This is a genomic window from Thiovibrio frasassiensis, assembly GCF_029607905.1.
Taxonomy (GTDB): domain Bacteria; phylum Desulfobacterota; class Desulfobulbia; order Desulfobulbales; family Desulfurivibrionaceae; genus Thiovibrio; species Thiovibrio frasassiensis.
The window spans coordinates 783,471-802,511 of the sequence record NZ_JAPHEH010000001.1 but is presented as its reverse complement, the minus strand read 5'-3'; the positions used below and the strand labels follow the sequence as shown (position 1 = coordinate 802,511).

Annotated in this window: 14 protein-coding genes; 10 read left to right on the top strand and 4 right to left on the bottom strand. The window is 56.4% G+C overall.

Features of this window, described 5'->3' with window-relative positions; all coding sequences use genetic code 11:
• Nucleotides 1–4 precede the first annotated feature (4 nt).
• A complete protein-coding gene (locus OLX77_RS03785) occupies nt 5–2,293 on the bottom strand; it encodes an ATP-binding protein (protein WP_307632257.1) in 2,289 nt (762 codons plus the stop codon).
• 222 nt (nt 2,294–2,515) lie between these two features.
• Between OLX77_RS03785 and OLX77_RS03780 the strand changes: the two genes are divergently transcribed.
• The 4 genes from OLX77_RS03780 to nosR are packed head-to-tail and all read left to right on the top strand — an operon-like array spanning nt 2,516 to nt 9,068.
• Complete coding sequence (locus OLX77_RS03780) at nt 2,516–4,876, top strand: PAS domain-containing sensor histidine kinase (protein WP_307632256.1); 2,361 nt, start codon at nt 2,516–2,518, stop codon at nt 4,874–4,876.
• A gap of 16 nt (nt 4,877–4,892) precedes the next feature.
• The gene (locus tag OLX77_RS03775; RefSeq protein ID WP_307632255.1) at nt 4,893–6,860 is read left to right on the top strand and encodes a PAS domain-containing sensor histidine kinase; all 1,968 of its coding nucleotides are present in this window, start codon (nt 4,893–4,895) and stop codon (nt 6,858–6,860) included.
• A gap of 3 nt (nt 6,861–6,863) precedes the next feature.
• A complete protein-coding gene (locus OLX77_RS03770) occupies nt 6,864–7,700 on the top strand; it encodes a response regulator (RefSeq protein WP_307632254.1) in 837 nt (278 codons plus the stop codon).
• 39 nt (nt 7,701–7,739) lie between these two features.
• Nucleotides 7,740–9,068, top strand: coding sequence for a response regulator c-di-GMP phosphodiesterase, NosR family (gene nosR / locus OLX77_RS03765; RefSeq protein ID WP_307632253.1), 1,329 nt, complete (start codon nt 7,740–7,742; stop codon nt 9,066–9,068).
• Between the two features lie 24 nt (nt 9,069–9,092).
• Here nosR and OLX77_RS03760 read toward each other — a convergent pair whose 3' ends face one another.
• A complete protein-coding gene (locus tag OLX77_RS03760; RefSeq protein ID WP_307632252.1) occupies nt 9,093–9,968 on the bottom strand; it encodes an HDOD domain-containing protein in 876 nt (291 codons plus the stop codon).
• Between the two features lie 210 nt (nt 9,969–10,178).
• Between OLX77_RS03760 and OLX77_RS03755 the strand changes: the two genes are divergently transcribed.
• Together OLX77_RS03755 and OLX77_RS03750 are read left to right on the top strand one after the other, a co-directional pair.
• Nucleotides 10,179–12,470: a sensor domain-containing diguanylate cyclase gene (locus tag OLX77_RS03755; RefSeq protein ID WP_307632251.1), complete on the top strand. Its 2,292-nt coding sequence runs from the start codon at nt 10,179–10,181 to the stop codon at nt 12,468–12,470.
• A gap of 124 nt (nt 12,471–12,594) precedes the next feature.
• Entirely contained in the window at nt 12,595–13,650 is a 1,056-nt protein-coding gene (locus OLX77_RS03750; RefSeq protein WP_307632250.1) for an SPM autocatalytic domain-containing protein, read from the top strand.
• Between the two features lie 6 nt (nt 13,651–13,656).
• On the opposite strand, the gene OLX77_RS03745 is transcribed toward OLX77_RS03750, so the two are convergent.
• Nucleotides 13,657–14,772 (bottom strand): sensor histidine kinase, encoded by a 1,116-nt coding sequence (locus OLX77_RS03745; protein ID WP_307632249.1) that lies wholly within the window; start codon nt 14,770–14,772, stop codon nt 13,657–13,659.
• A gap of 230 nt (nt 14,773–15,002) precedes the next feature.
• Here OLX77_RS03745 and OLX77_RS03740 point away from each other — a divergent pair, with 230 nt between their 5' ends.
• Complete coding sequence (locus OLX77_RS03740; RefSeq protein ID WP_307632248.1) at nt 15,003–15,602, top strand: FmdE family protein; 600 nt, start codon at nt 15,003–15,005, stop codon at nt 15,600–15,602.
• Between the two features lie 3 nt (nt 15,603–15,605).
• Here OLX77_RS03740 and nikR read toward each other — a convergent pair whose 3' ends face one another.
• A complete protein-coding gene (gene nikR / locus OLX77_RS03735; RefSeq protein ID WP_307632247.1) occupies nt 15,606–16,025 on the bottom strand; it encodes a nickel-responsive transcriptional regulator NikR in 420 nt (139 codons plus the stop codon).
• Between the two features lie 247 nt (nt 16,026–16,272).
• Between nikR and OLX77_RS03730 the strand changes: the two genes are divergently transcribed.
• From OLX77_RS03730 to OLX77_RS03720, 3 genes are all read left to right on the top strand, one after another.
• Entirely contained in the window at nt 16,273–17,295 is a 1,023-nt protein-coding gene (locus tag OLX77_RS03730; protein ID WP_307632246.1) for an energy-coupling factor ABC transporter permease, read from the top strand.
• A gap of 136 nt (nt 17,296–17,431) precedes the next feature.
• Nucleotides 17,432–18,244, top strand: a complete 813-nt coding sequence (gene cbiQ, locus OLX77_RS03725) for a cobalt ECF transporter T component CbiQ (RefSeq protein WP_307632245.1) — start codon at nt 17,432–17,434, stop codon at nt 18,242–18,244.
• A complete protein-coding gene (locus tag OLX77_RS03720; protein ID WP_307632244.1) occupies nt 18,241–19,017 on the top strand; it encodes an energy-coupling factor ABC transporter ATP-binding protein in 777 nt (258 codons plus the stop codon). Before cbiQ ends, OLX77_RS03720 begins: the two co-directional genes overlap by 4 nt.
• The last annotated feature ends 24 nt before the right edge of the window (nt 19,018–19,041 follow it).

Genomic DNA, 19,041 nt, shown 5'->3' with positions numbered 1-19,041 from the left:
CAGGCTATTGCCCCGCAGGCTCCGCAACGATCACCGGGATTTTGACCGTGAAGCTCGTGCCCTTGCCCACCTCGCTTTCCACCTGGATATCGCCGTGGTGGTTCTTGACCACGATGTCGTAGACAATGCTCAACCCCAAGCCCGTGCCCTTGCCCACCTCTTTGCTGGTGTAGAACGGTTCGAAGATCCGCTTGATCTTGTCCTCGGGAATCCCGCTGCCGGTGTCGGAGATGCGGGTATAAATCCAATCCTGGTCACCCCAGGTTTTTATCTTGATTTCCCCCCTGGTTTCAATGGCCTGGGCCGCATTGACCAGCAGGTTCATAAACATCTGGTTGAGCTGCTGCGGGTTGCAGACCGTCGGGGGCAGCTCCCCGTATTCTTTTTTCACCTCGCATTTGTACTTGAGCTCGTTCCAGACAATATTGAGGGTGGAGTCCAGGCATTCGTTGATGTCGGCGGCCACCCGTTCGGCCTGATCGACCCGGGAAAAATTCTTGAGCCCTTGGACTATTTTTTTGACCCGGTCTGCGCCGTCCAGAGATTCTTCCACCAGATGCAGGGCGTCGTCCATGATGTAGTCAATCTTAAGCTTTTTACGCAGGGCAGCCAACTCCTCGTCCGGTGGTTCCTGTGGGAGTTTTGCTTCAAGCGCCCGGATAAACTCGGTGATCCGCTCCAGATATTTTGCCAATGAGCTGAGATTGCTGCCAATAAAGCCCATGGGGTTATTGATCTCGTGGGCAACGCCAGCGGCCAATTGTCCCACCGAAGCCATCTTTTCCTGCTGCAGGATCTGGGCCTGGCTCTGTTTGAGGGTGTCGTGGGCCAGGGCAAGATTGCGCTGCTGGCGGTGCAGCTGGTCGTTAGACGCGGCCAGTTCCTCGGCAAGGGTGTGTGCCTCGGAAAAGGCCTTTTCCATGGCCAGCTCATTTGCAAGCTTTTCGGTAATATCCCGAAAGGATTCCAGAATGCCGATGAAGGTGCCGTTGATGTCATGGAGAGGGACGGCAATAATCCAGCAGTTGATGATTTTCCCGGTGGGGCTTTCTTGGGCTGATTCATATTCAACCCGCTTCTTACCGGCCCGGATCTGTTGCAGGGGGCATTTTTTCTTGTTGCAGTAAGGGCTCCAGGAGATTTCATGGCATTTTTTGCCCAGGATATCCTCTTTGTCCATGCCCGTCATGGCGGCAAAGGTTTTGTTGATCCGGACGATGTTGCAATTATTGTCAACAATCCGCATGCCGTCGGCGGCGACATCCAATATTTGGGCGAGAAAGAGATTGGCGGATTTGACCTTTTGTTCCGCCTCTTCCCGTTGACGCAGGAATAGCTCCGCTTGCCGGAAAAGATAGGCGATTGCCCCGAAGATAAAAAGAGTCATGCCGGCAAGAAGCATTCCCGTCTTGCCGAAGAGTGCTTGGCGTAGCCGAGCCTTTGTCCGGTCCTCCTCCTGGAAATAGTTGATCTGCCAGCCCGGGGTACTTGACAGCGGAGTACGGGAGAAAAGATACTTCTTGCCATTGGGAGCATGGGCAGTGCCCTTGACCTTGTTAAAGGTTAAGGGCACTTGGAGGGGCGCCTCCCCCATAAGCGGCCTGTTTTTGGCAAGCGCTGCAAGATCGTCAGCCGTGGCGGCACCCATCAGCTTGAAGCGCCATCCTCGTCTGTTGCTGGCAAAAACGAAGTTGTGCTCATCGGTTAGGGCGACTAACCCGGTGGCATGGCTAACGAGTTCTTCTTCGATATTGACCAGCGGTACGGTGAGGAGCGCGACGCCCAGCACCCTATCCTTGAAGAAGATCGGATGGCTCAGGTTGATGGCCGGCTCCTGGCCGCGCACCCCTTGTGTCAGGGAGGTGACGCGCTTTCCCGCCAGCGTTTTTGGGAAAAAAGGCTGCAGGGAATAATCATCGCCAATTTGGACCTGGGCGTTATCGCTGCTGGCGGCGATAACCCGTCCCTCCCGGTTGATGAGGCAACAACGCGTAGCGCCGTATGCTTCGCGAAAATCGTCCAGCGCCAAATATACGTCTGCCGTGGTCTCCGGGCGCTGCGTGTTAAAAAAGTTTTGGACCGACCACATCTTGGCCAGAACCGTCACGGCATTCTGGGTGGTGTTGATCATTGAGGAAAGGTCCTTGTCGAGGTGTTCGATGTTCTCTAGGGTCCCCTTTCTCTCCTGGTCATGGATCAGCGCATTGACCGTTTGGAAATACACGGCTCCCCCGGTAATGGTGGCGCCCAGGGCGAGGAGCCCGAGGGCAAGAAAGATAAATCTGAATTTCATCTGGGGGGCGGCTCCGTATTGTTCCATGGGAAATCGAATCTGAACTTCATAATAACACAGGCGTTGCGGGGTGTCTAATTGGTGTTTTTAGTGGCGCAGTTGGGCGGATCGTCACGTCTTTTTTGTCTTTTTTGCCAAGCTGATTATGATACCATACATCAGGACACGCTCCTTCCTCTCGGAGCAATAGATCGGTTCTTCCCAGCGAAAAAGGGCTGTGTCATGCGTGAATTTCTCAAGCAATTTGCCCAATCAACGGATTTGATGCCGCACGGGTATTGCCTTGTCTGGGATCCGGCCCTGCTCTGGCTTCATGTCGGTTCTGATATTGTCACCGGCTTCTCCTATTTTCTGATTGCGGCAGTGCTTTTTTATCTGGTGTTCAAACGGCGGGATCTTCCATTTTTTTGGATGTTTTTGCTCTTCGGCGCCTTTATTCTTGCCTGCGGTTGCACCCATTTTTTTGCCGCCTGGACGATCTATGTGCCCTCGTATTGGCATGAGGGGATCGTCAAGGCGGTCACGGCCCTGATCTCCATTGCCACTGCCCTGTTTCTTGTCCCGTTGCTGCCGCGGTTGCTGAGTTTGCCCAATATTTCCAGAGCCCTGGAGGAAAATCGGCGACTGAGTCGAGAACTCGAACATCAGGTCGGCAGCCTGCGGAAATCCGAGGCACGGTTTCGTTCCCTTGTCGAAGCCTCGGATGACGCAATCGTCATCGCGAATGCACAGGGCGAGATTCTTTTGTCTAACCGTGCGGCGGAGAAAATGTTTGGCTACGGGAACAAGGAGCTTGATGGCAAGTCGCTCACCCTGCTCATGCCCGAACGATATCAGGAAAGACATCTTCAGGGAATGAAGAACGTCCTTGTCTCGGACATCTCTGCTTATCTTGGCGAGGTCCTCGAATTTGTCGGCAGACGCAAGGACGGGAGCGAATTTCCGCTGGAGCTCAACATCTCCCGCTGGGTCTCGGAGGGGGAGGTGCATTTCGGTGGGGTCATCCGGGATGTGACCGAACGCAGCCGTTTGGAGACGGAGACCCGCAATGCCAATGAACGGTTCAAGACCCTGGTGGACAATCTGGACGCCCTGGTCTACGTTGCCGATTTGACAACCCATGAGCTGCTTTTTGTGAACAAATATGGGCGGAAGATCTGGGGGGAGATTTCCGGGCAGCTTTGCTGGCAGGTCCTGCAGTCGGGGCAGGATGGGCCGTGTGCTTTTTGCACCAACGAGAGCTTGCTGGATGGTGCCGGCCAACCAACTGGGGTCCATGTGTGGGAGAGACAGAACTCGGTGGACAACGAGTGGTATGAATGCCGCGATGAGGCGATCCGGTGGACCGATGGCCGATATGTCCGCTTGGAGGTCGCCACCAATATCACCGCCCGGAAACGGGCGGAGCAGGAAAAGGCTGAACTGGAAAGGCAAATCCGGATGACCCAGAAGATGGAGGCCATCGGGACCCTGGCCGGGGGTATAGCCCATGATTTCAATAATATTCTGGTGCCGATCATTGCCTACACGGAGATGGTCATGGCCACTGAGGTTCCGGGCAGCCTGAACTGGCAGAATCTGAAGGAGGTTTGTAAGGCCGCCACCCGGGCCAAGGAACTGGTGAAACAGATCCTGAGTTTCAGCCGGGAGCGGGAGCATGAGACCTGTCCGCTCCAGATCGTGCCGATTGTCAAGGAATCTCTCAAGCTGCTGAAGGCCTCGCTGCCCAGCACCATCGAGGTTACAGAGCGGCTTGCCGCCGAGGGGATAACCATTCTTGCGGATCCGACCCAGATCCACCAGATTGTCATGAATCTCTGCACCAATGCCTATCATGCCATGCGGGAACAGGGCGGAATCATGGAGGTGACCTTGTCCGAGGTGGAAATCGGTGCCAAGGAGACCCGTGATTCCATGCTGCTCCCCGGCTCTTACCTTGTCCTGGCAGTGAGCGATACCGGGTCAGGTATGGAACCTGCGACCATGGAGCGGATCTTTGATCCCTATTTCACCACGAAAAAACACGGGGAGGGAACTGGGCTGGGTCTTGCCGTTGTTCGAGGAATCGCGAGAAAATACGGGGGAGATATCAGGGTGTACAGCGAACCTGGGCAGGGGGCATCGTTTCAGGTGTATTTGCCTGTGCTTGGTAAAGCCGAAGCGGGTTGGGCTGCCGTTTTGAGCACGCCGCCGGTCATCGGTGATGAACGGATTCTCTTGGTGGATGACGAGTTGCCCATTGTCGAATCCATGCAGAAGATGCTGGAATTTTTTGGCTACCATATTACGGGGAAAACGAGCAGCAGTGAGGCGCTGGAGGCTTTTCGGAGGGCCCCGGAGGCCTTCGATCTGGTCATCACCGACCAAACCATGCCGTACCTGACCGGCGATCAACTGGTGCTGGAAATAAAAAAAATACGTCCGGAGATCCCCATCATTCTCTGCACGGGATTCAGCTCCATGATAGATGATATCAAAGCCAGGGCTTTGGGAATTGAGGCTTTTCTCATGAAGCCTGTCCTCAGAAAAGAGATGAGTGAAACAATCAGAAAGGTTTTGGATTCGCGGAAAGGCATGCAATGATGGAGGGGAACAAACCATGTATGTCCTGAGCCCCATCGGCCAACAATTGCTGGAATATCTTGGCGATCCTATTTTCGTCTTTACCCCGACCAAGCGCATAGTGTTTTTGAACAGAGCGGCCAAGGAGCTCACCGGCCTTGCCGTCCCCGCCGGAGGGCTTTCCGTCTGCGCAGTGTTTTGCGGTCGGGAAAAAGCGGGATCCTGCTCCGCGGATTGTTCGATTGCCGAGGCCATCTCGCGCAACAAGCCGGTTCGTTGGCGGCAAGAATCGTTTTTTGGCCAAACCCCCTATGCGGGCGCCTATGCGCTTGTCCTTTCCCCCCTTGCAGACGAAGAGGGGGAAAAGGTGGCAGCCTTTTTGCTGCAAGTGCGGAGCCTTGCCAAGGAGGGCTCGGTAGGGCCGGTGGCCTCGCAGGAGCATGAGGCGCTGAAGCAGCTTTTTGCCCAGGTCAAGCGGGCCAAGGATGAATGGACCATGACCATGGACGGGGTTTCCGAACTGGTTATTCTGGTCGATGCAGCCGGGGCGGTGCAGCGCTGCAACAAGGCGGCCCGTGATTTTTTGGGAAAGCCGTACCTGGAGATTCTTGGCCGGAGATTGGAAGATCTTTTCCTGGAAGCTGGCTTGGTTCCGGACCCGGGTCAGATCGACGTTCACCCGGATGAGCTGGTCCATGGCGCCAGCGGCAGGGTTTTCCACCAGTCTTGCTATTTTCCTGAAGTGAAAAACGGCGAAGCGCAGCGTATCGTCACCCTGCAGGATATCTCCGAACGCAAGCGGATTCTGTTGCAGGTCGAGCAGGACAGAAAAAGGCTTGAAAATGCTTTGGGAGAGATTGGTACCATGATCCAGCGGGTCACCCGTGGCAATGGCGGGGAGTTTTTCTTTACCCTCCCTCCGGACCATGAGCCCTGCTGGAAGGCGATGCAATGCGATCAGGAAAAGTGCGTCTGTTTCGGCAAGAAGCCTCTGCAATGCTGGACCATTGCCGGAACCCGCTGCAAGGGGGAGGTGCAGGGACGATTCGCCCAAAAAATCCAAAATTGTTTGGCCTGCGAATTTTATCAGGAGGCAGCCGATGATCCGGTGGTGCGGATCGGCATTCAGTTCAGCCATATGATCGCGATTATAGAAAAAAAGAACAGGGAGCTGCAGAAAGCCTACGATGAATTGAAGGCAACCCAGTCCCAGTTTGTCCAGCAGGAGAAGATGGCCTCCATCGGCCAGCTCGCCGCGGGCGTAGCCCACGAGATCAACAACCCCATCGGCTTTGTCACCAGCAACCTGGGAACCCTGCAGAAATATCTGGCAAAGGTGGCGGAGTTTTTGAAGGTGCAGGCGGAGCTCTTCCCCCAAGAGGCGGGTGACGAGCGGGCCACGCGTCTTGCCGAGATGCGCAAGCAGCTCAAGATCGAGGTTATTCTGGAAGATCTGCCATCCCTGCTGGCCGAATCCCAGGACGGCGTTGAGCGGGTCCGTAAAATTGTCCAGAACCTGAAGAGTTTTTCTCGGGTTGACCAGTTCGATCACGCTATGGCCGATATCAATCAGTGTCTGGATGACACCTTAAATATCATCTGGAACGAGCTCAAATACAAGTGTACCTTGAAAAAAGAGTATGGCGAGATCCCTCTCACCCGATGCTATCCGCAACAGCTCAACCAGGTATTCATGAACCTGTTGGTCAATGCGGCGCATGCCATCGAGAGTAAGGGGGAGATCGTCATCATCACCAGGGCAAGCGCAACGGAGATAACCGTCTCGATTACCGATTCAGGGTCCGGTATCTCCCCGGAAAATCTTAATCGAATCTTTGAGCCTTTTTTCACCACCAAGGACGTGGGCAAGGGAACGGGGTTGGGTTTGAGCATAGCGTACGATATCGTCACCAAGAAGCATGGCGGCAGGATTGAGGTGACCAGCGAGGTGGGCAAGGGGACGACCTTTGTCGTGACCTTGCCCATCAAGACGGATGAGGGGTAAGATATGGTAATGGTTGGGGATGTGAGAATTCTATGCGTGGATGACGAGGTGAACGTCTTGAAATCCCTGAAACGTCTTTTTCTTGATGAGGATTACGAAATCCTCACCGCGGAATCGGGGAAGGAGGGGCTCGAAATCCTGGAACAGCAGCAGCCGGTGCAGGTGGTGATTTCCGATTACCGGATGCCGGAGATGGACGGGGTTACTTTTTTTAAAGAGGTGCATGCGCGCTGGCCCGAGACCATCCGCATCGTCCTCTCCGGCTATGCCGATACCGCGGCCGTGGTGGCGGCGATCAATGAAGGCCAGGTGTACCGGTTCATCCCCAAGCCGTGGAGCGACGACGAGCTCAAGATCACCATCGCCAAGGCAGTGGAGCGCTATTTCCTGATCAAGGCGAACAACGAACTCAATGAAGAGCTGCGGCAAGCTAATGATGAGCTTTCCCGCATTGCCCTGCAGCTTGAAGAGAAGGTGACGGCGCGTACGGAAGAGCTGTTGTTTCAGAACAAGGTGCTCCGACACAGCCAGGTCATTCTGAATACCCTGCCCATGGGGGTGATTGGTTTTGACCGGGATGGGTTCTTGGTGCAGCGGAATCGCTGTGCCGAAGAGGAGTTGCAGAAATATCGCCACTCTTCCCTCGGCGCGACGGCGGCGGAGGTATTGCCGCCCGAGTGGGGTGCCCTGTTGCAGGAGGTACAGCCAGGCAAGGTTGTCACCCGGGAGCTTGATCTTGGCGGGAAACCGTTCTGTGTGCGGGTGGCCATGATGAATGAGCCGGATGGGCAGACCGGCACGGTGTTGGTGTTTGACAGCGGAACGTGCGGGCTTGAATAGCACGGCGATCCCCCTATCGGAAACAGGAGAGCAAAAATAATGAGCGAATCACCAAGCCCTTCCTCCCCGGAGAAAGGGAAAATCCTCTTTGTGGACGATGAGGAAAATATCCTGCGTTCCCTGCAGCGGCTTTTCATGGATGAAGAGGTCGAGGTCTTTACCGCCCCATCCGGGGCAAAGGGTTTGGAAATTCTTGCCAGGGAAGCCGGGGTTGGGGTCATTGTCTCCGACCAGCGGATGCCGGAGATGTTGGGCGTTGATTTTCTTGAAAAATCCAAGGCGATTTCCCCCCAGTCCATCCGGATTCTGCTCACCGGCTATGCCGATGTCAATGCGGCCATCGACGCCATCAACCGGGGGGGAACCTTTCGCTATCTGAACAAGCCCTGGAATGATGAGGAGCTCGTGCAGACCGTCAAGGGCGCCTTGCAGATGTATCGGTTGCTCAGTGAAAACAAGCGGTTGACCGCCATTGTCAAGAAACAGAACGCAGAATTGAAGAAGTGGAACACGGAACTGGAGACCATTGTCCAGGAGCAGACCACGGAGCTCCGGAAGAGCTATGAGAGTCTGCGGGTGATCAACGGCAGGTTGCGGGCCAATTTCAAGAACACCATTGTCGCCTTTTCCGGGCTCATTGAGTTGCGTGACAAACGGATGCGGACCCATTCCCGCAATGTGGCGGAGGTCACGGTGAACGTTGCCAAACAGCTCGGCCTGGAGAGCGAAGAGCGGGAAATAATCATGGTGGCCGCCCTGCTCCATGATATCGGCAAGATTGGGATCCCCGACCTCATGCTGGCGCGGGAGGCCGAGCAGATGAATTTTGCGGAACGGGAAGAGTATCTCCTGCATCCGGTCCGCGGTCAGGCAGCCATTGACAGGATTGAAGAGCTGCGCGAGGCGGGGCTGATTATCCGTGCCCACCATGAAAGTTATGACGGCAACGGGTTTCCCGATGGATTGAAGAAGGGAGACATTCCTCTGGGTGCCCGGATCATCGCCTTGGCCGACTACATCGAGAGAAAAATCCGCAAAGCCATGGGCGCCAGAGGTTTTGAGGCTGTGCGCAAGGAGGTGGAGCTGCAGAAGGGAATCTTCTTTGATCCCAAGCTTGTCCCCGTGGTGCTTGCGCAGGCCGAGGCTTTTTATAAAAAAATCCGGCCCAGAACAGACCATATCGAGATCGAATTGCTGCCCGGGGACCTGCAGGAGGGGATGGAGGCGAGTCGGGATGTGTTCAGCGGCACCGGGATTCTTTTGCTCACCAAGGGGACCATTCTCGCCAAACCCAGTATCATGCTGCTGAAACGGTATTACGAACTTGATCCTGGCACGCAGGGGGTATTTGTTAGCGTCAAGGAGTGAGGGAAAGGATAGACGGGCTGAAAATCAGAGCTCGTATGACCAAGCCTCAAGGCATTGGGTATATTCCTCTCTGATATCTTTGATGATCGCGGGGAGGCTCTCTTTGTTGATTCCCAGGTTTCTTATGTCATCCGGAGTCACCTTTGCCATGTGCGGGTCCGTGCTTTCTCCCAGGTGCAGGGCCTTGGCGATTTTGTTGCCCAGATACACCGACATGACCAGGGCTGTAATTTTTGCGTTATCCCCTGTGATTGCGGCGGAGGGTGCGTGGTGCAGCCTGATGACGGTCTGGTAATCTTCCGGGAAATTCCATGAATTCGCCATGGCCTGCCCGGCCTTTTGGTGATTGAAGCCGAGGATGTTTTTTTCGATTTCGTGCTGGGCGGCCGTCCCGCTGCGGGTTTGCTTGAGAATCTCACCCATTTCGGCAGGCAGATTCTGGGCAAAGGCGATCTTGCCGATGTCATGCAGGATGCCGCAGATAAAGGCCTGTTCCGGCAGGGTTTTGTCGCAGGCAAGCATCGGACTGTGCAGGGAAAGGTGCTTTGCCGCGAGACCAACGCCGAGGGAGTGATACCAGAGGCCTTTTAGGTCAAAAAGTTGTCCGTCCTGGTTTTTGAAAACATGGAAAACGGAGATGGTCAGGGCCAGGTTTTTGATGGTATCGAAGCCCAGGATCGTAACCGCCCGTTCGATGCTGGTTATTTCCCGGGCCATCCCGTAATAGGCGGAGTTGGCGAGTTTCAGGACGGTGGCGGTGAGGGCCGGATCACGGGTAATGATCGTGCCGAGCGTTTTCGCGGTGAGCGCGTCATTCTGGTCGCGGTCATTGATCTCGTTGGCCACTGCGGAGATGGTGGGAAGCTCTTTGATTTTTTTCAGGAAGTCGCGCAGGTTCATAGGATACAGAGTACGTGAAATGAGGCGCAGAGGTAAAGGAAAATCTCTAACAATAAAGAAGGGTCTGCCGCATCCTTGCCTTGACTGGGGGCTTAGGCGGGGATGGGAAGGTGACAAGCGGAAAGCCCTCCTTGTCGTACTGTTGGTTGTTTTTCTTCCGCCGGCTCTGCAAGCCTCATGGGGGCAAAATTAACGTCACGGGAGGTTGGGGTGATCAGGAAGAAGATATTGCTCTATCTCCTTGTTTTTCTCTGCATTGAGGGGGGATTGTTTACCCTGCTCTTCTGGGGAAAACAGCGTGCCGAACAGCGGTATGTCGAGAGCGTGCTTATCCATCACCAGGGGGAGTACGATGCCAATCTTGCTTCCTTTGCTCGGCTGGCCCGTTTCACTGCCCAGGAAATCTTCATGCGTCCCGAGGTGGTTGCCATCTTTGCCCAGGCTGCCAAAGCCAACGGGCAAGAGCGTGACCGTCTGCGTCAGGCCATGTACACAAGGCTTCTCCCCTCATACGACAACCTCACTCAGGAATATTTTCGGCAGGTGCACTATCATTTTGCTGACGGGACCAGCTTTTTACGGATGCATCTGCCGGAGCGCTTTGCTGATGACCTGTTTGCCTCCCGGCCTTCTGTGCGGATTGCCAATACCGAAAAACGGCAGGTGGAAGGTTTCGAAGTGGGCCGCGATTATCATGCCTTCCGTCATATTTTCCCGCTGCAAAAAGAGGGAAACCATCTGGGGACCGTGGAGGTAAGTGAGCCTTTTTTTGTGATCAGCAAGGCCTTGCGGCAGATCTATCGGGAAGAATATTTCCTCATCCTAAAAGAAAGTCTCCTTCAGGAAAGCCTTACCCCGCAGGGGCTGAAAAATTATGTCGCCTCCAGCTTAGTGGCTGGGTATCTTCAGGAAAATGCCGATCTTGCCGGGGCTTCCGGCGGGTATCTGGATTCAGACCTCATCGCCCGGATCAACAAGCCCCTCAGGGCGAAAATCTCCGGCAAGCTGGAGGCTGGCAAGCCCTTTGCTCAATCTGTCCTGCTCGATGGTCAGGATTATCTGGTCATATTTTTGCCGGTCGTCGAGATCGGCGGTCAGGTGGCGGGTTTTCTGGTTTCCTACGGAGGAGATCTGCCCCTGACATCCCTCCGGCATGGGTATCTTCTTGCCCAACTCCTGGTCACGCTGCTGCTCGTTCTTCTGTTCGCATTGCACCTCCGGGATACCCGAAAGATAGACGGACAGCTTGGCTTCCAGCGGCAGCTACTGGAAGGGATCCCTCTGCCCATCTGTCTGAAAGACCGAGCCGGTATTATGTTGAGCTGTAATCAGGCCTTTGCCGAGATGTCCCGTCTGCCCAGGGAAAAGATCATCGGTCAACTCAATGCCAGTCTCATTGATCCACAGGTTGCCGAGCAGCAGCAGGCTCTTGATAAAAAGGTCATCGACTCCGGGAAAAAACAGCAGGAAGAGGTGCACATCTCATACCCGGACGGGAGCAGCCGCGACCTGTTGGTGGTTAAGGCGCCGTTTGTTGACGAGGATGGCAGGGTTGCCGGGATCATCGGTTCCTCCGTTGACATCACCGGGCAGAAAAAGTATGCGGCGGAACTGCAGCAGGCCCATGCCGAACTGGACCAGATTTTCAACACCGCTGCCAACGGCATGCGGGTGGTTGATCTTTCGGACCGGGTCATCCGGGCCAACCAGACCTTCTGTGCCCTTGTCGGCCTGACTGAGCAGGAGGTTGTCGGCAGGAAGTGTTACGAGACCTTTTCCGGGCCTGCCTGTCAGACCGAAAGATGTCCCCGGGCCCGCATCATGCAAGGAGCACTCCGGCTGGAGGTGGAGGCGGTCAAGTATTTGCCCTCGGGGCGCAAGCTTGATTGTCTCGTCACCTCTACCCCCTATTATGGCGCCAACGGCCAGCTGATCGGTATTATTGAAGATTTTAAGGATATCACCCATTATAAGGAGCTGGAACAGCGTCTCCGGGAGATCGCCATCACCGATGAGTTAACCGGACTTTTCAATCGGCGGGGCTTCTTGACCCTGGCCGAGAAGCAGCTGGGCAACGGGCTGCGGGCGGAGCACGATATGTTTTTGATCTTTGCCGACCTGGATAACATGAAGGAGATTAACGATACCCTGGGGCATGAAACCGGGGATCTGGCTCTGGCCACCGCAGCCGCGATCTTGCGGACCACCTTCCGTCAGGCGGATATCCTTGCTCGCCTGGGTGGTGATGAGTTTGCGGTTTTCATCTCCTGCAAACCTGGAACGGACAGCGAGCAGGCCATTGTCTCCCGGTTGGAGGCAAACATCGCCCAGGAAAACCGAGACGGGAAACGGCCATTTCCCGTTGCCATTAGTTTTGGCGTGGTTCGGTTTAACGAGGGCGAAACTTTGGGGCAGCTTATGATCAGAGCCGATGTATTGATGTACGATAGCAAGCTCAGGAGCAAGCTCAGTAAAAATGAGGAGCGGGCGAAACAGGGATGAGATCCCGCCGGTAACATTTGGCGGCGCCCCTGCTGAACCAGCGTGTCCCCATTTTTTTAACTTTTTCTTTCCGAATGCCGAAACGTATCCTGAAGAGGCACCATATTTTTGGGAGGGTTTCGCCATGAAAATCGCCACAGCCGCTGTCACTCTGGCAAGCGTCCATACACTGCACGAAGAACAGTCCAGGGAAGAATCGCTTCGGTTGTGGGTGGGCAATGAACGGCCGCTCTTTGCCGGGGAAGAAGAACCGAACGGTGTGCAGGTGCGGATCTCCCCGGAGGGTCGACAGCACCAGCAGGCTGCGGCACTGCCTCGGGTGAGTGGAGACGTTGTCGGCCCACCGACGGAGGATTCTCCGCAGGAAGACCCCAAGCTGACGGCCATGCGTCTTATTCTGGAGGCGCTTACCGGGAGAAAGATCCGGACTGTCAGCTTTGAGCCCGTGGCTTCTGAAGATCCTGGGACGCCACAGGGGGCAGGGGCGGCAGACTCGTCGCCAGCCCGGCAGGGTTGGGGGGTTGAGTATGACCGGGTGGAGACAACAACTGAACAGGAGGTCTTGGATTTTTCCGCCAGTGGCCAGGTTGTCACCGCAGACGGGCAGGCCATTGATTTTCAGCTCCAGTTTGCCATGCAGCGGGAATTCGTGGCCACGAATACGGTGCAGATCAGGGGGGGAGACGCCCTGCTGGTCGATCCGTTGGTGATCAATTTTAACGGCAAGGCGGCGGAGTTGAGCGATCTTCGCTTTGCCTTCGACCTGGATGCGGACGGGAATATGGAGCAGATATCCGCTCTTGCCCCAGGCAGCGGCTTTCTCGCCTTTGACCGCAATGGGGACGGCAAGGTCAACAACGGCTTGGAGCTTTTCGGCCCTGCCAGCGGCCAGGGCTTTGCGGAACTGGTCCGGCTGGACAGCGACGGCAATGGCTGGCTGGATGAAAACGATCCGCTCTATGGCGCGTTGCGGGTATGGATGCGGGATGCGGCTGGGAACGATACCCTGGCTTCGCTTGCGGATAAAAAGGTTGGTGCCATTTTGCTCAGCCCGGCGGCAACACCCTTTGCCTTGAAAAGCAGCGGCAATGGTTTGCAGGGGCAGCTGCGGGAAACCTCGATTTTCTTGGGGGAAAACGGCGGAGCGGGGACGGTGCAGGAGATCGATCTTGCCGTGTGAAATCAGTTAGGCTTTTGGCAGGCTGAAGGTGAAGCACGACCCCTTGTTTGGGGTGGAGTGTACTGTGATCAGGCCCCGATGTGCTTGGGCCACGGTTTGGCTCAGGCTCAAGCCCAGGCCAACTCCGGAAACGGCGGCCTGCTCGGAGCCTGGCGCGGCCTGGGCTCCCTTGGTGGTAAAAAACGGGTCGAAGATTTTGGGGAGATATGCCTTGGAGATGCCGCAGCCGTTATCCGTGACCCGGACAAAAACATTTTCCTCCTGCCGCCCGGTTTCGATGCGAATGGTGGGCGGCTTTTTGCCTAAGGTGGCATGGGCGGCGTTGCGGATCAGGTTCATGACCAGTTGTTTGACCAGGCCGAAATTGAGGACCGCGGTGCACTCCTCCGCCAACTCGGTTTCGATCTGGACCCCGGCACTTTCTAGTTCCTTGCGACAGAAGGAAATAGCCTCGATAACTGTATCTGTCAGGCTGCCGCAGGTAAAGCCCCATTGGGCATTCTGGTCGCTGAAGGTGGACAACTCCTTGATGATTTCCGTGCCGCGCTTGGCGCAGACCCTGACTTGCTCCAACTGTTGCCGGACCTCTTCCGGCAACTCTTTGTGGAGCAGGGCCATCTGGACATAGCCAAGGATGCCCACATCGATGTTGTTGAACTGGTGGGCGATTCCGGCCACCAGATGACCGAGGGCCGTGAGGCGTTCCGCCCGCTGGAGCTGTTCATCCGCCTGGCGGCGGAAGGTCATGGCCTCATGGTATTGGAAGGCATTGCGCACGGCCATGACCAATTCGCGATTGTCCTGCCAGGGTTTGGTGATATAGCGCCAGACCGCCTCGTCACTCACCGCTTGCATGATGCTGTCGATATCCAGGTAGGCGGTGAAGATCATGCCGACAAAAAAATGGTTTCTCTGCCGGGCCTGGTGGAGGAATTCCATGCCGCTCATGCCGGTCATCCGCAAATCGCTGACAATGACTTGCGGCGTATCCTCTTCCACCAGCCGGAGGGCTTCTTCGCCGCTACTGGCCAGCAGTACCTCGTATTCTTCCTTGGCAAAGGCCAGTTCGATGGTTTTGAGGATTACCGGGTTGTCATCAACAAAGAGCACGGTTTGGCGCATGGTGGCATCCTGTCTGGCCGCCCCAGGTTGTGGGGCATTTTTTTGAGACGGAGTGAACATCGGGGCTGCTGATATTTCTTGTTATACGATATAATGAAAAGAAAAAGCATGTCAAGCCGGCACCGCTGTGGACTTCTCTGTTTGTCTTTGACAGAGGATATTTGCCGGGGCTGACAAAAGGGTGAGTGTGTCTGCGCCATTGTCTCTTCAAGGAGTATGAGGAAAATGCTATGCACGGTTTTGAAGAAGCGGTTCGGTTTCATGGCCATGCCTGTCCGGGCCTGGCCTTTGGCTTTAGGGCGGCGGAGATTGCTTTGGCGGAACTCGGTCTTGGCCCGGCCCGGGACGAGGAATTGGTCGCGGTGTGTGAAAACCGTTCCTGCGCCGTGGATGCCATTCAGGTGCTCACCGGCTGTACGGCAGGGAAGGGCAATCTGATTTTCCGGGATTACGGGAAGCAGGTCTACACCTTTATCAAGCGGCAGAATGGTGCCTCAGTGCGTCTCGCCGTCTGCTGGGAGGCCTCCCCTGAAAGCCTGGAACAGCAACGGGCCTGGCAGGAATTTTCGGCCGGGCACCGCAGCCCGGAGGTCATGGGGCTGGTCCGGGGCAGAAAAGCAGAGAAAATCAAGGGGATCCGGGCGGCAGCTCCAGAGGAGCTTTTTAGGATCAGCCACCTTGTCTGTGTGGTGCCGGAGGCGGCCCGGGTCTATGCGAGCGTGCGTTGCCAAGCGTGCGGGGAAAAGGTGATGGAGCCCATGGCGCAACGGCGGGGCGGCCGGTTGCTCTGCATTCCCTGTCTGGAGGCGCAAGAAGCATCCACCCCTTAACGCTCAGTGGAGTTCCTCGCCCGTGGTGGTCATGACCAGCTGGCCATGCTTGACCCCCTTCACTCCGATGAGTTCGTTGGCGATTCGTTTCACCTCCCCCACCGGCCCACGCACCACCAGAACCTCCAGGCAGTTATGCGCGTCGAGATGCACATGGAGGGCTGAGATAACCCGGTCGTGGTGGGCGTGCTGGTGCTCGGTCAGCTTGTCGGAAAGATCCCGGACATGGTGATTGTAAACCAGGGTCACGGTCCCGACCACTTCCGCGTCCCCGGCCGCCCATTTCTCTTCCACCAGCGCCGAGCGGATCAGGTCCCGGATCGCCTCGGAGCGGTTCATGTACCCTTTGGCCTCGATGAGGTGGTCATAGCTCTCCAGCAGTTTTTCATCCAGCGAAATTCCGAAGCGGATCGTTTTTCCCATATGGTTTCTCCTTGTAGAAAGTCTAAAAATCAGTGCTGCCCGGATAAGAAATTGCGGCAGCGCAAGAGCTCCGCGGAGGCAACAACTATGCAAAGGGAGTGGATAAGAGCGCGCAAAAGGAACGGTTGCAAATTGTCCCTGTAAAATTTATTGACACCTGTTTGCTGATATTGTATTGAATACGTGTTACTAAATCTTATGTCGTGTTACCTGTTGTTGTGCGCAACCCGAACAAGGAGAAAAGACCATGCACATGGCAGACGCATTGTTGTCGCCCGCCGTCGGCGGGACCATGTGGGCCGCTTCCGCCGGCGCCATTATATACTGTTCCAGAACGCTGCGCCAAGAAATGGACGGGGGCAAGGCGCCCCTCATGGGTGTTCTCGGCGCCTTTATCTTTGCCGCGCAGATGATCAACTTTTCCATTCCTGCCACCGGCTCCAGCGGCCATCTTGGCGGCGGCCTTCTCCTTGCGGTGTTGCTCGGGCCTTCCGCCGCCTTCATTACCATTGCCTCGGTGCTTGTGGTGCAGGCGCTGTTTTTTGCCGACGGCGGGCTGCTGGCCCTGGGCTGTAATATCTTCAACCTCGGTTTTTTCCCGGCCTTTCTCGCCTATCCCCTTATCTACAAGCCGTTGCTCGGCAGCAAACCGAGCAAGAGCAGGATAACCGTGGCCGCCATGGTTGCCGCCATCATCGGCCTCCAGCTGGGCGCCTTCGCCGTGGTTCTTGAAACGGTGGCCTCGGGTATTTCCGCCCTGCCCTTCGCAACCTTTGCCGGCCTCATGCAGCCGATTCATCTGGCCATCGGGGTGGTTGAGGGATTGGTGACCGCTGCGGTGGTATCCTTTGTCTACCAAGCCCGCCCGGAAATCATCGCCAGCGTTCAGGATGCTCGTCTCCTCGGCCGCGCCCCGTTGCGCAATGTTTTGGCCGCCTTTCTTGGGATGACCCTGCTGACCGGTGGGTTTGTTTCCTGGTTTGCCTCGGAAAACCCCGATGGTCTGGAATGGGCCATCGCCAGGGTGAGCGGTGCCGAAGAAGTTGCCGAGCCGCAGGACGGAGTGCATGCCCGGCTCGCCGCGCTGCAGGAAGCAATCGCCTTTTTGCCGGATTATACGTTTAAACCCTCCGGGCAACAACCGGAAAACGGGGGCGGCCCGGAAAGTTCCTTGGGCACCAGCGTCGCCGGGGTTGTCGGCGGTCTGCTCACCCTGGCCATAGCCTTGTTGAGCGGCATGCTCCTGCGAAGGCAGGGCAGGGTGGTCTGAAGCAGCGAGGAAAGTTGCTGCCCCGTAAAATTCAGAAAAACCACAGGTCCGCAACAGAGAAGCGACAAGTTTGGAAAGCGTGTGAACATGGGGAGGAGACAGAGGTCTCTTCCCCGCTCTTTTTTGAGGAGAGGCGATGGCCTCCATTGTCGGAGCAATAACGGAGTTTAGAGAGCTTGACCTGCTGGCCGCCGGGGATACCCCCATGCATCGGCTCGATGCCCGGGCCAAGGTGCTGGTGACCCTGGTCTTTATTCTGGCCGTGGTTTCTCTGGGGAAATACGAGCTGGCGGCGCTCTTCCCTTTTTTCCTCTATCCGGCAGTGCTGCTGGCGCTTGGGAATCTGCCGGTTCGCTATATCGCTAGGAAGGTTGTGGTTGTCCTGCCCTTTGCCCTGATGGTGGGGATGTTCAATCCTCTTTTTGATCAGACGGTGCTGGTTCGTCTCGGCCCCTTTGGCATCAGCGGCGGCTGGCTTTCCTTCGCCGCCATTCTGGTCCGGGCGACGCTTACGGTCGGAGCCGCTCTCATTCTCGTGGCTGTAACCGGTTTTCCGGCGATCTGCCATGCCCTCGACCGGTTGGGGATGCCCAGGATCTTTACCGTGCAGCTCCTTTTTCTCTACCGCTATCTCTTTGTTCTGAGCGAAGAGGGGAGTCGCACGGCGAGGGCCCGCGAGCTCCGGGCCTTTGGCAAAAAAGGGTTGGGGATCCGCTCTTACGGCTCGTTGATAAGCCATCTTCTCTTGCGCACCTGGCTGCGGGCGGAGCGAATTCATCTCGCCATGCTGGCCAGGGGGTTTGCCGGGGAATTCCACCCCCGCCGGACAACCCGGTTCCGGGTTGGGGATTTTCTTTTTCTTGCCGGCTGGACCGGGGTGTTTCTGCTGTTCCGGCTGGTCAATGTTTCACAATTTCTCGGGATGATCGTCACTGGGGGGCGCGGATGAGCCATCATATCGTCGAGGTCAAGGACTTACGGCATGTCTATCCCGATGGAACCGAAGCCCTGCGGGGCGTCTCTTTTCGGATCACCCATGGCGAATCGGTGGCGATCATCGGCGCCAACGGCGCGGGAAAATCCACCCTGCTCCTGCATTTAAACGGCTACCTGGCCACCAGTCAGGGCGCTATCCGCATCGGCGATTTTCCCCTGACCCCGGCCACCCTGCCCGAGATTCGGCGCACGGTGGGGATGGTTTTTCAGGATCCGGATGACCAACTGTTTATGCCCACTGTTTATGACGATGTGGCCTTTGGCCCGTTGAATCTGGGTTTAGTCGGGGCTGATCTGGAAGAGCGGGTGCGGGAGGCCTTGACCCGTGTCGGGGCGGAACATCTGCGGGACAAGCCGCCCTACCGCCTTTCCGGCGGGGAAAAAAAGCGGGTGGCCATCGCCACGGTACTGGCCATGTCGCCGGATATTCTGGTCATGGACGAGCCGACCAGCGGGCTTGATCCCTTTGCCCGGCGGCAGCTCCTGGCGCTTTTAAAGGATTTCCGCCACACCAGGATTTTTACCAGTCATGATCTGGATATGGTTTTGGAACTGTGCGAGCGGACCATCGTCCTGCATGAGGGGGAGGTCAGGGCCGATGGCCCGACGGTGGAGATCTTTCAAGACGAAGCGCTGCTGGCCGCCTGTCGGCTGGAAAAGCCTTTTGCCATGCAGGGCTGCCCGGTTTGCAGCAGAAAGGCGTCTCCCCTCGATTTTCAGGGATAACGCCTTTTCTGGGGCAAAGAGGGG